Origin of the sequence: Pseudomonas sp. DVZ6, from assembly GCF_024259445.1 — a bacterium.
GTDB classification, from domain to species: domain Bacteria; phylum Pseudomonadota; class Gammaproteobacteria; order Pseudomonadales; family Pseudomonadaceae; genus Aquipseudomonas; species Aquipseudomonas peradeniyensis.
Window position 1 is genome coordinate 84425 of the sequence record NZ_JANCLM010000024.1, and the last position, 11166, is coordinate 95590.

Below are 11166 nucleotides of genomic sequence, written 5' to 3' on the forward strand. Positions count from 1 at the left end.
GGCACGCCTCCTGTAGGAGCGGCCTTGTGCCGCGAAAGGGCCGCAAAGCGGCCCCGGCGATTTCTGCTCGATACTGAAATCCTGGGGCCGCTACGCAGCCCTTTCGCGGCACAAGGCCGCTCCTACACGGGGAAGCGCGCGAAGAGAAAGGGGAGACGTCCACGAGCACCCCCAAAATCCCATGGTTGAACTGCCCAGGTCCAACCCGCTAAGGTCCCCGCCTTGATCCACGAGGGCCAACCATGGGCTACCTGATAATCGTCGCGCTGATCCAGGCGTACTCCTTCAACCTGATCGGCGAATACCTGGCCGGCCATGTCGACAGCTACTTCGCCGTACTGGCCCGCGTTGTCCTGGCCGGCCTGGTGTTCCTGCCGCTGACCCGCTGGCGCCAGGTCGAGCCGCGCTTCATGCGCTCGATGCTGCTGATCGGCGCGCTGCAGTACGGCATCACCTATGTCTGCCTGTACCTCAGCTTCCGCGTGCTGACGGTGCCGGAGGTGCTGCTGTTCACCATCCTCACCCCGCTGCATGTCACCTTGATCGAGGATGCCCTAAACCGGCGCTTCAACCCCTGGGCGCTGCTCGCCGCCCTGGTGGCGGTGGCCGGCGCGGCGGTGATCCGCTTCGACACGGTCACCGGCGAGTTCTTCATCGGTTTCCTGCTGCTGCAACTGGCCAACTTCACCTACGCTGCCGGCCAGGTGCTGTACCGCCACCTGGTGGCCCGCCACCCCAGCGACCTGCCTCACTACCGCCGGTTCGGCTATTTCTACCTGGGCGCGTTGCTGGTGGTGTTGCCGGCCTTCCTGCTGTTCGGCAATGCCCAGCACCTGCCGAGTTCCGACACCCAGTGGCTGGTGCTGCTGTTCCTGGGCCTGTGTCCGACGGCGCTGGGGCTGTACTGGTGGAACAAGGGCGCCTGCCTGGTCTCCGGCGGTACCCTGGCGGTGATGAACAACCTGCATGTGCCGGTGGGCTTGCTGCTCAACCTGCTGATCTGGAACCAGGACGAACCGCTCGGGCGCCTGGCCATTGGCGGTATGGTGATCCTCGCGTCGGTGTGGTTGAGCCGTTTGGGCGGTCCGCGTGCAGGGCTGCCGGGGGCCGCCTCGTCGCGCTGAGGTATCTGCGCAAGACGAAGGCGCCCGCATGGGCGCCTTCGTCATTCACGGAGGCAATACCAAGGCAGGCTTTGCCCGGCCGACGGTGGCAGGCAAGATGGACACAGGCGGCTCAAGATCGCCCGTTCCGACAATGGATTTGCCTGACACTACAAGGAAGAGACCGTGAACCTTGACCTGACCGACCTGAAACTGTTCATCAAGATCGCCGAGTCCCCCAGCCTGACCCAGGGCGCCAAGCGTGCATGCCTCTCGCCTGGAGCCGCCAGCATGCGCATCAAGTCGATGGAAACCGAGCTTGGCGAGGGGCTTTTTCATCGCCAGCACAAAGGGCTGGTGCTGACCCTGGCAGGTCAGCGGTTGTTGATCCATGCCCGCAAGATCCTGCGCCAGCTGGAAGTGCTCAAGGCCGAATTCGACCACCGCGAAGAGCCTGACGGAGCAAGCATGCGCATGTATGTCGCAGGCTTCAGCGCATTCGAGTCGACCCAGCGCCGGCTGGTACGCTATCTCGCCGATCACGCCAATGTCGCCATCGACCTGCAGCAACGCACGGCCGGGGATATCGTTCGCGGCATTCGCGAGGGCGCCGTTGACATGGGCGTGGTGCTCGGCAGCGACCCTGTGGAGGGTTGCGCCTCGATCGCCCTGCCAGTGCTCAACTACGTGGCGGTGCTGCCCAGGCATCATGCATTGGCCGCCAGCGCCTCATTGCGCCTGGGCGACGTGCTGCGCCACCCGCAGGTCGGGTTGGCGACCGACAGTGCACTGTGCCGTCTGATCGAGCAGCAGGCCGATATCGATGGCCTCGCGGCCCAGTTCAGGATCAAGGTGTCCGGCGCCGAGTCGCTTTGCCGGATGATTGCCGAAGGCGTCGGTATCGGTATCGCATCGGATGCGGCGGTGCAGCCTTATCTCGATGGCTGTGGCCTGGTGGCCCGACGCCTCGATGAAAGCTGGGCGCGCCAGCAGCACATGATGCTGGTCAGGCATTTCGAGCGCATGCCGCGGCATGTCACCGAACTGGTTTCCTACCTGAGCGCCGCCTGAGCAAACCCGGCAAAGGGGCCGCGTTGCGGCCCCGATGGGTCGGTCATCGTGTGCCGGGCACCAGGCTGAGGATTTCATCGATGGGCATGCAGGCCGGCTCGATCTCGTAGGCCCGGTCGTGCTCGAGAATGCTGGTGGCGACCTGGCGCATGGCCGAGTAGGCGCCGCGCAGCATGTGGTTGGCGTAGATCACCGCATTGAAACCGGCATCGGCCAGGCACGAGAAGGTCAGTTGCGGGTAGCTGGTCGGCACGCAGACCAGGGGTGTGTGCGGATGGGTCTGCTTGAAGCGGCGGGCGAATGCGAGGATCTCCTCGCCCGTGCTCTTGCGGCTGTGGATCATGATGCCGTCGGCGCCGGCCTCGGTGTAGGCGCGACAGCGTGCGAGCGCGTCATCCAGGCCTTTTTCCAGGATCAGGCTCTCGCAGCGGGCGAAGATCATCATCGAGCCCCCCAGGCGATGTTGGGTGCCGACCCTGATCTTGTCGCAGAAGTGCTCCATGGTTTCCTGCTCCTGGTGCACGCTCAGGCCCAACAGCGAGTTTTTCTTCAGCCCGCATTTGTCCTCGATGACGATCGCCGACACCCCGGCGCGGGCCAGCCACTGCACATGGATGGCGAAATGCTCGATCTTGCCGCCGGTGTCGGCGTCGTAGATCAGCGGCAGGTCACAGACCGCGAGGATTTCGTTCAGTCGTTCCAGGCGGTCGCTGGGCGAGAGGATCTCGATGTCCGGCAGGCAGCGCTGGGTCGAGTCGGTCAGCGAGCTGGACCAGATGGCATCGTAGCCCAGGCTGCTGTCGCCGGCGCCGAGGCGCACGCTCTTGGCCAGCATGGCCGAGATCGGGCTGTGTGCCTCGAGTACCCGCAGGCAGGCTTTTTCACTGAACAACTGGCGCAGGTCGATGCGCGCGTCACGCTTGATCACGTTCATATGCCTCATCCCTGTTGTGAGGTGTTCGTCAGGCGGCGAGCACCGACTCCATCTTGTCCAGGTGCTCGCAGGCTCTTTTCACGTATTCGCAGGACAGCGCCTCGATGCGCGCGTGGTCCAGTGCCTGGCGGGTGGCGCGGCAGTAGAGTTCGAGGGCGCTGGTGGCATGGAAGAAATGCTGCGCCTCGACCGCGCCGCAATGCACGCTGAGGAACGAGGCGATGCGATGCGCCTCGCCCGGGGTCTTGCCTTGCGCCTCCTTGAGCCAGTCCTTCCACAGGGGCGTCATCACGTTGTATTCCCCGGTATTGAACAGCTCGGTCATCGCCATCATCTCGATGGCCTCGACCAGTTGCGGGGCGAGCGGCCGCTTGCTGCCCACCCAGGTGGAGAATTCCTTGGTCACCGGGTTCAGGTAGCGGTCCTGCAGGCGCCAGTCCTCCGAGCCGCAGATGGCGGTGGCCATGCGCGCATACAGCTTGGAGTGGTGCGGGTGGCCGTGCATCTCGCCCAGGCCGATGTCCTCGACGATGATTTCGCCGCAGTGACGGGCGGCGTCCTGCAACAGCAGCCGGGCCTGGGGATCGTCGATGGCCTCGGACTCCTGCAGCAAGCGCACGATGATGCTTGATACCGCATGGGCGGCACCGTCCGGGCTGCGCCAGCCACAGAAGAAGGTGCACAGGCTTTCCCGTGACCAGGGTTTGGCGGTGATGCGCTGGTAGGTATCGAGGTAGTCCTCCAGCAGGTCGGCGTGCACCTCGAAGCCTTTTTTCAGGGCGCTGGCCAGCCGTTTGTCCTGCACATCGGTCAGGGCCTGGTCGACGAATGACAGCATGAAATCCGTTTTCTTCATGTCATGTTCTCGCGGGTTGTGGAAAGTCCGGGGTCAGGCAAGCATTGCAATGAAGTCGGTGAAGCGGCCCAGGCCCTCCTCGAGGTCCTGCGGGCTTACCGAGTAGGACAGCCGCACGGCGCTCGGGTCGCCATTGCTGCAGCCGGGCACCAGGGCGATGCGCGCCTCGGTCAGCAACAGCTCGCAGAGGTGGCTGGCGTCGCGGATCGCCTCGCCCTGGTAGCGTTTGCCGAGCAGGCGGGTGATATCCAGGTAGAGGTAGAACGCGCCCTGTGGTGGCGAAAAGCGGATCGCCTCGAGCTTGCCGAGCAGCGCCGTGGCGATGGCCAGCTGGCGATCGAGCTGGGCATTGACCTGGGCACCGAACCGCCGCGCGCCGTCGCCATCCAGTGCGTTGAGCGCCGCGTACTGCGCCAGGCTGCTGGGATTGGAGGTGGTGTGGGCCTGCAGGTTGTGCATGGCCGCGACCACCGCCTTCGGCGCACAGGCATAGCCCAGGCGCCAGCCGGTGACCGCCTGGCTCTTGGAGAACGAGTCGATGATGATGGTCGAGGCCTTGAGCTCGGGCAGCAGCGCGACCAGATTGTGGTGCTGCTGGCCAGTGCGCAGCAGGCTGCGGTAGCACTCGTCGAAGATCACCCAGAGCTTGTGCTCCAGGGCCAGCTCACCGATGGCGAGCAGTTCCCGCGGGTCATAGACCACCCCGGTGGGGTTGTTGGGGGTATTGATGATGATCGCCTTGCTGCGCGGCGACAGCGCGGCCTTGACCGCCGCGGCGCGCAGGCTGTGGTTGTCGCCCTTGGTGTCGACGAACACCGGACGGGCACCGGCCAGTTCGACCTGGGTGGGAAACGTCTCCCAGTAGGGGCGCGGGATGATCACTTCATCACCCGGATCGAGCAGCACCATGGCGCTGTTGAACAGGGCTTGCTTGGCACCGCTGGACACCGCGATCTCGTCGGCGCCGTAGTCGACGCCCAGGCGCTGGCTGACGCTGCTGGCCAGGGCCTGGCGCAGGCGCGGATTGCCCAGGGGTGGGGTGTAGCGGTTCCACTGTTCGTGGACCGCCGCAATGGCGCCGTGGCGCATGTCCGGTGCGGCGTCGCTGGACAGCTCGCCGGCGGCGAAATTGATCACCTTGATGCCGGCGTCACGCAGGGCGTTGGCCTTGCTGCGCATGCTCGAGGTGCCGGGCGCGCTGATACGCGCGGATCGTTGCGACAGTCCGTTGCTCATGGTTGACGTCCTTGTTGTTCTTGATCTGGAGCGATGTTGCGGATCAGCGGCGCGGCAGTCCCTTCATGCCGTTGTAGATCACCAGGCACAGCGGCAAGGTCAGCAGCAGCACGCAGGCCAGCACTACCAGGCCTTCGACGACACCGGCCTGGTCGGATATCGCGCCGATCAGCACCGGGGCGAGGGCGCCGCCACCCACGGTGCCGGTGTAGAACCAGGCAAAGACCCGGTCGCGTCGGTCCCGTGGGGCGAAATCCGGAACCAGGCCGCCAAGTACCGACGAGGTGCCGTTCAGCGCCACGCCGATCAGCGGCATCACCAGCATCAGGGCGCCATAGGGCAATACCAATGCCAGCAGGATCAGCAGCGCGGTCAGCACTTCCGTGCAGATCACCGTGCGCACCGGCCCCAGGCGTGCGCCGAGGTAGCCGCAGAACAGCTTGCCGAAGGCGCCGCCGATGAACAGCAGGGCCAGGGCCAGGCCGATGTGCTCGGTGTTGGCGCCCTTGCTCTGCAGCAGGAACGGCAGGAAGGTCAAAAAGCCCATGCGCACGCCGCTGTCGATGCTGCCGGTGGCGATCAGCGCCATCAGGCCGGCTGGCGTGCCGGTCGCGTCGGCGACCTTGGTCTTCTTGCTGGCGGTTTCGTGGGCCTGGCTCTTCGGCATCAGCCACCACAAGGCGAAGGCGGCGGCGATGCCGAGCACGCCAAGCAGGGTGGCGTTGGTCTGCCAGGAGATGTAGACCAGCACCAGCCCGGTCAGGCCGGGGATGACCGCCTTGCCGATATCCCCGGCGAAGTTGTACTGGGCCAGCGCCTGCTTGACCCGCCCGCTACCCTCGTAGGCGTCGGATACCAGCGCCGAAGCCAGCGGGTGCTGGGTGCTGGCGCCGAGGCCACCGATCATCAGCGCCAGCAGCAGCAGATTGATATCCGTGGCCTGGGCCGCCAGCAGGTAGGCGAAGCCGGCGAGGGCGGTGCCCCTGACAAGCAGGGTTTCGCGCCCCCATTTGCGCGCGCCGCGGCTGGCCAGCAACTGGAAGCCGGCCATCATCCCGGCGTAGGCGCCGCGCAGCAGGCCGACCTGGGCATAGCTCAGGCCGAAGGCGGCCTGCCAGATAGGCAGCAGCACATAGATAACGTCGGTCAGGCCATCGTGCACGCCATGGGCCAGGCTGCCGGCGGCCAGTGCCTTGCGGCGGTTGGCCGGATCGCTGCGGTCCGGTTCGTCGAGTGGTTTTTCCAGGGAGATGTCCTGACGCATCGCTTGCTCGCAGTCCTTTGGCCGATACCGTGCCGCCTGTCATTGGGGCGACCTGTTCGCTGCAGGTTAGGAGAAGCGGGGAGAGGCGGGTATTCGTATTTCTCGAAGGCTGGCGTTTAATAATTCTGAAATACTTGTAACTAATTGTTTCTTTGTGCTTTGTGAGAGCACAAGGCCATTGTGCACAGCTGAAAAAACTTTCCGTTCGTCAGCGATCCGTGGGAGCGGGCTTGCCCCGCGATGGCAGTGCCAGCCTTTTCGCGGGGCAAGCCCGCTCCCACGCATCCCTAAATCAGGCTTCGTCGAATTCCCGCATCGAGGTCACCAAAGGTGGCCTGGCCGCCAGCCCCGCACGCATGTCGTTGCCACTCGGCTGCTGGTACAGGCTCAGCCCGAATTCCGGCAGCACCGCCAGCAGGTAGTCGAAGATATCGCCCTGGATGCGCTCGTACTCGGCCCACACCGTGGTGGTGGTGAAGCAGTAGATCTCCAGCGGCACGCCCTCGGCGGTGGTCTGCATCTGGCGGACCATGCAGGTCATGTTCGGGTGCACGTTGGGGTGGTTCTTCAGGTAGGCCAGGGCGAAGGCGCGGAAGGTGCCGATGTTGGTCAGCTGGCGGCGGTTGGCCGAGAGCTCCGCCACCGGGCCCAGGGCCTCGTTCCAGTGATGCAGTTCCTGGCGCTTCTGCGCCAGGTAGTCGCCCAGCAGGCGTACCTGGCCCAGGCGCTGTTCTTCGTCCGGGCTGAGGAAGCGCACGCCGGCGGCGTCGATGAACAGGCTGCGCTTGATCCGACGCCCGCCGGACTGCTGCATGCCGCGGTAGTTGCGGAACGACTCGCTCATCAGGCGCCAGGTGGGGATCGAGACGATGGTCTTGTCGAAGTTCTGCACCTTGACCGTGTGCAGGGTGATGTCCACCACATCGCCGTCGGCGCCGGCCTGGGGCATCTCGATCCAGTCGCCGACATGCAGCATGTCGTTGCTGGTCAGCTGCACGCTGGCGACGAACGACAGCAGGGTGTCCTTGTACACCAACAGCAGCACCGCCGACATGGCGCCCAGACCCGACAGCAGCAACAGCGGCGAGCGGTCGATCAGGGTGGCGACGATGACGATGGCGGCGAAGATCCACAGCATCATCTTGGCCAGCTGCATGTAGCCCTTGATCGAGCGGGTGCGGGCGTGTTCGCTGCGGGCGTAGATGTCCAGCAGCGCGTCGAGCAGGCAGGACAGGGCGCGGGTCATGAACAGCAGGGTCACCGCCAGGGCGACGTTGCCGAGGAAGTGCTGGGTGGTGGCCGACAGCTCCGGCACCAGCTTCAGGCCGAACTGCACCACCAGCGACGGGGTGGTCTGTGCCAGGCGGTGGAACACCTTGTTGTGGCGCAGGTCGTCCAGCCACCTGAGTGCCTGTTGGCGGCCGAGCAGGCGGGTGGAGTGCAGGATCAGGAAGCGAGCGAGGCGGCCGACCAGCAGCGAGACCAGCAGCAGCACGACCAGGCCGAGGGCTGCATGCAGCAGTGGGTGTTGATCGAGCGTGCCCCAGAGGTCGAGGGCGTCGCGCCAGAAGCGTTGGATGTCCATGGGCGTGGAAGCGGTCTGTGTTGCGGTATGAAGGGGTATTAGAGCGTGGATCGGCGCAAAGTTGCCAAAAGAAATTCGGTTCTGGCCACGGAAAACGTTACCCTATGCAACTGAATTTTTCGCACTTGCCCGAGGTTACCCCCGTGTTTTCCCAATTCGCCCTGCACGAACGCCTGCTCAAAGCCGTGGCCGAGCTGAAATTTGTCGAGCCGACGCCGGTGCAGGCAGCGGCCATTCCCCTGGCCCTGCAAGGGCGTGACCTGCGGGTGACAGCGCAGACCGGCAGCGGCAAGACTGCCGCCTTCGTGCTGCCGCTGCTCAACCGCCTGGTCGACCGCAAAGGTCCAAGCGTGGAGATCCGTGTGCTGATCCTGCTGCCGACCCGCGAGCTGGCCCAGCAGACCCTCAAGCAGGTGCAACTGTTCTCCCAGTTCACCTACATCAAGTCGGGGCTGGTCACCGGCGGTGAAGACTTCAAGGAGCAGGCCGCCATGCTGCGCAAGGTGCCGGACGTGCTGATCGGCACCCCCGGCCGTCTGCTCGAGCAGCTCAATGCCGGCAACCTGGACCTGTCGCACGTGGAAGTGCTGATCCTCGACGAAGCCGACCGCATGCTCGACATGGGCTTTGCCGAAGACATGGAGCGCCTGTGCAAGGAGTGCGAGAACCGCAAGCAGACCCTGCTGTTCTCGGCCACCACGGGTGGTGCGGCCCTGCGCGATATCATCGGTAAAGTGCTCAAGGACCCTGAGCACCTGATGCTCAACAGTGTCTCGCAACTGGCCGAGGGCACCCGTCAGCAGATCATCACCGCCGACCACGACCAGCACAAAGAGCAGATCGTGCAGTGGCTGCTGGCCAACGAGACCTACCAGAAGGCAATCATCTTCACCAACACCCGTGCCCTGGCCGACCGTATCTATGGTCACCTGGTGGCCAAGGAGGTCAAGGCTTTCGTCCTGCACGGCGAGAAGGACCAGAAGGACCGCAAGCTGGCCATCGACCGTTTCAAGGATGGCGGTTCCAAGGTCCTGGTGGCCACCGATGTCGCCGCCCGCGGCCTGGACATCGACGGCCTGGACCTGGTGATCAACTTCGACATGCCACGCAGCGGTGACGAATACGTGCACCGTATCGGTCGCACCGGCCGTGCCGGTGGCGAAGGCCTGGCGATCTCGCTGATCACCCACAACGACTGGAACCTGATGTCGAGCATCGAGCGCTACCTCAAGCAGCAGTTCGAGCGCCGCGTCATCAAGGAGGTCAAGGGCACCTACAGCGGGCCGAAGAAGGTCAAGGCCTCGGGCAAGGCTGCCGGCAGCAAGAAGAAAAAGGGTGAGAAGAAGGCCGGTGCCGACAAGAAGGGCGCGGCCAAGAAAAAGCCTACCGCCAAGCCGAAGGCCAATGCGCCTCTGGCCAGCTCCGACGGCCTGGCACCGCTGAAAAAGCGCAAGCCGGCGGCTGAGTAAGCCCCTCCGGTCATGAGCCCGCCACTGCAACGGTGGCGGGTTGCTTCACCTCTTTCCCCAGGGCGCGTAGCCCGTTTCCCAAACCGTATTCCAGCCCGGGCATTTTGCCGCCCGACCGCCACACTCCTCTGGCATCTGCAGTCAAGGAGGAGTAGTGTATGTACAGCTGTAAATACGATTGTCCCGTGCGATTTGAATGGGACGAGGACAAGAACCTGCTCAACATCCGCAAGCACGGTATCGACTTCAATGACGTGCCCGAGATGTTCCGCCAGCCGATGCTGGCGTTGCGCGATGAGCGATTCGAGTACCCGGAGGCACGCTGGATAGGCATGGGCTGGATCAACGCCTGGGTCAGCGTGGTCGCCTACACCGAACGGCAGGGTGATGTGATCCGCATCATTTCCGCCAGAAGAGCCACACGACGTGAGGTAACGCGCTATGTCGAAACCGTCCAGAAGCTGTGAGCAAGACCAAGCCCCGGTCGATACCTCGGACATCCCCGAACTCGACGATGACTTTTTCCGCCGCGCCGAGCTGCGAGTGCCGGCCAAGCAAACGGTGACCATCCGCCTGGACGCCGACGTGCTGGCCTGGTTCAAGGAACAGGGGGCCGGCTACCAGACCCGCATCAACCAGTTGCTTCGCCAGTACATGCAAGCCCAGCAGCGGCGCTGACACTGGCGCGGTCAGGTTTTCCTTTCCGCTTCTTTAAGCTCCTGGATGCGCTTGTCGATCAACTGGCATTTGTCCGGCAAGTCCTTGCTGGCCGTTCCGAGCTCCATGTGCTGGAGCTCGTCGTTGATCTCCTTGGCCTTGCGCGGGTTCTGTTCGGTCAACTGGCTGACCAGCCCTGCCAGTTCTTCTCTTTTCTGCGTGGCCTCTTCCGGTGTGCAGGCCCAGATGGGCTGTGCACAGAGCAGGGTGGCCGCGCAGATAAGGCATGGCAACGGTTTCATCCCTCGACTCCTTGTTACCAGTGGATTCAGTCCGGTGGAGGCGTCTGGCTGCCTGGAAGTTCAGTCCAGGTGATTGCTGGAAGGGTCCTTTGACGATTTCACGGTTTTTTGACGATATTAATTTGACGCCATGATGATGGCCAAATAATATCCCGCGCTCTTTTCCGTGGTCCAGGGACTGGATGATGTCTATGCGTTTTAACCGGGGGCGAGCTTGCATGCTTGCCGCCTTGCTGGCCTGCACGACCATGGGTACGGCCCGTGCTGCCTCACCCGGCGACCAGGACCTGATCCGCGACCGCCAGGACCGTCTGCTCGAAGAGCAGCAGCGCCGCCTCGAAGAGCTGCGCAACCTGCCCGGCAAGGCCGCTGAACCCGGTGAGTCGCAACCGGCGACCGACAGCCGCTGCTTCACCATCCACACCATCGAACTCAAGGGTGCCGACAGCCTGTCCGCCGCCGACCGCGACCGCCTGCTCAAGCCCTTCATCGACCAGTGCCTGGGCGTCACCCAGCTCAACGCCCTGCTCAAGGCCATCACCGACCATTACCTGGGCCGCGGCCTGGTCACCAGCCGTGCCTACCTGCCGCAGCAGGACCTGTCCTCGGGCCATCTGCAGGTATTGGTGGTGGAAGGGCGCCTGGAAGGGCTGCGCCCGGACCCGGCCAGCGGCCTGAGCGACCGCGAA

12 protein-coding genes are annotated in these 11166 nt (G+C 64.4%); 6 read left to right on the plus strand and 6 right to left on the minus strand.

All coding sequences use genetic code 11. From position 1 onward, the window contains the following. Positions 1-242: 242 nt before the first annotated feature. Entirely contained in the window at positions 243-1124 is an 882-nt protein-coding gene (locus NMG10_RS15535) for a carboxylate/amino acid/amine transporter (RefSeq protein ID WP_254464647.1), read from the plus strand. 165 nt (positions 1125-1289) lie between these two features. After that, positions 1290-2174 (plus strand): LysR family transcriptional regulator, encoded by an 885-nt coding sequence (locus tag NMG10_RS15540; protein WP_254464648.1) that lies wholly within the window; start codon positions 1290-1292, stop codon positions 2172-2174. A gap of 43 nt (positions 2175-2217) precedes the next feature. On the opposite strand, the gene aepX is transcribed toward NMG10_RS15540, so the two are convergent. The 5 genes from aepX to NMG10_RS15565 form a co-directional block, all read right to left on the minus strand. Beyond that, positions 2218-3108: a phosphoenolpyruvate mutase gene (aepX, locus tag NMG10_RS15545; protein ID WP_254464649.1), complete on the minus strand. Its 891-nt coding sequence runs from the start codon at positions 3106-3108 to the stop codon at positions 2218-2220. Positions 3109-3136: 28 nt separating this feature from the next. Further along, on the minus strand, positions 3137-3964 hold the full coding sequence (locus NMG10_RS15550; protein ID WP_254464650.1) for a hypothetical protein: 828 nt from the start codon (positions 3962-3964) through the stop codon (positions 3137-3139). Positions 3965-3997: 33 nt separating this feature from the next. Then, positions 3998-5200 carry a pyridoxal phosphate-dependent aminotransferase gene (locus tag NMG10_RS15555; RefSeq protein ID WP_254464651.1) on the minus strand — a complete coding sequence of 401 codons (1203 nt, stop codon included), beginning with the start codon at positions 5198-5200 and terminating at the stop codon, positions 3998-4000. A 43-nt stretch (positions 5201-5243) separates the two neighbouring features. Then, entirely contained in the window at positions 5244-6464 is a 1221-nt protein-coding gene (locus NMG10_RS15560) for an MFS transporter (protein ID WP_254464652.1), read from the minus strand. 292 nt (positions 6465-6756) lie between these two features. Continuing rightward, the gene (locus NMG10_RS15565) at positions 6757-8049 is read right to left on the minus strand and encodes a mechanosensitive ion channel family protein (protein ID WP_254464653.1); all 1293 of its coding nucleotides are present in this window, start codon (positions 8047-8049) and stop codon (positions 6757-6759) included. Between the two features lie 104 nt (positions 8050-8153). Between NMG10_RS15565 and NMG10_RS15570 the strand changes: the two genes are divergently transcribed. The 3 genes from NMG10_RS15570 (at position 8154) to NMG10_RS15580 (ending at position 10196) form a co-directional block, all read left to right on the plus strand. Beyond that, positions 8154-9518: a DEAD/DEAH box helicase gene (locus NMG10_RS15570; RefSeq protein WP_203651447.1), complete on the plus strand. Its 1365-nt coding sequence runs from the start codon at positions 8154-8156 to the stop codon at positions 9516-9518. Positions 9519-9703: 185 nt separating this feature from the next. Further along, complete coding sequence (locus NMG10_RS15575) at positions 9704-9985, plus strand: BrnT family toxin (protein ID WP_203651449.1); 282 nt, start codon at positions 9704-9706, stop codon at positions 9983-9985. Beyond that, the gene (locus tag NMG10_RS15580; protein ID WP_023631177.1) at positions 9960-10196 is read left to right on the plus strand and encodes a BrnA antitoxin family protein; all 237 of its coding nucleotides are present in this window, start codon (positions 9960-9962) and stop codon (positions 10194-10196) included. The genes NMG10_RS15575 and NMG10_RS15580 overlap by 26 nt, the downstream gene beginning before the upstream one ends. Before the next feature lie 11 nt (positions 10197-10207). Here the strand turns inward: NMG10_RS15580 and NMG10_RS15585 are convergent, their stop codons facing one another. After that, positions 10208-10477 (minus strand): hypothetical protein, encoded by a 270-nt coding sequence (locus NMG10_RS15585; RefSeq protein WP_050706787.1) that lies wholly within the window; start codon positions 10475-10477, stop codon positions 10208-10210. A gap of 218 nt (positions 10478-10695) precedes the next feature. On the opposite strand from NMG10_RS15585, the gene NMG10_RS15590 reads away from it, so the two are divergent. Next, a partial coding sequence (locus NMG10_RS15590) for a POTRA domain-containing protein (protein ID WP_274235432.1) occupies positions 10696-11166 on the plus strand: 471 nt, incomplete at its 3' end.

Excerpts from the sequence above, each read along its gene's own strand:
- NMG10_RS15570 (WP_203651447.1), top strand. The coding sequence starts at position 8,154 with ATGCAACTGAATTTTTCGCACTTGCCCGAGGTTACCCCCGTGTTTTCC.
- NMG10_RS15555 (WP_254464651.1), bottom strand. The coding sequence starts at position 5,200 with ATGAGCAACGGACTGTCGCAACGATCCGCGCGTATCAGCGCGCCCGGC.
- aepX (WP_254464649.1), bottom strand. The coding sequence starts at position 3,108 with ATGAACGTGATCAAGCGTGACGCGCGCATCGACCTGCGCCAGTTGTTC.
- NMG10_RS15565 (WP_254464653.1), bottom strand. The coding sequence starts at position 8,049 with ATGGACATCCAACGCTTCTGGCGCGACGCCCTCGACCTCTGGGGCACG.
- NMG10_RS15560 (WP_254464652.1), bottom strand. The coding sequence starts at position 6,464 with ATGCGTCAGGACATCTCCCTGGAAAAACCACTCGACGAACCGGACCGC.
- NMG10_RS15585 (WP_050706787.1), bottom strand. The coding sequence starts at position 10,477 with ATGAAACCGTTGCCATGCCTTATCTGCGCGGCCACCCTGCTCTGTGCA.
- NMG10_RS15580 (WP_023631177.1), top strand. The coding sequence starts at position 9,960 with ATGTCGAAACCGTCCAGAAGCTGTGAGCAAGACCAAGCCCCGGTCGAT.
- NMG10_RS15550 (WP_254464650.1), bottom strand. The coding sequence starts at position 3,964 with ATGAAGAAAACGGATTTCATGCTGTCATTCGTCGACCAGGCCCTGACC.
- NMG10_RS15535 (WP_254464647.1), top strand. The coding sequence starts at position 243 with ATGGGCTACCTGATAATCGTCGCGCTGATCCAGGCGTACTCCTTCAAC.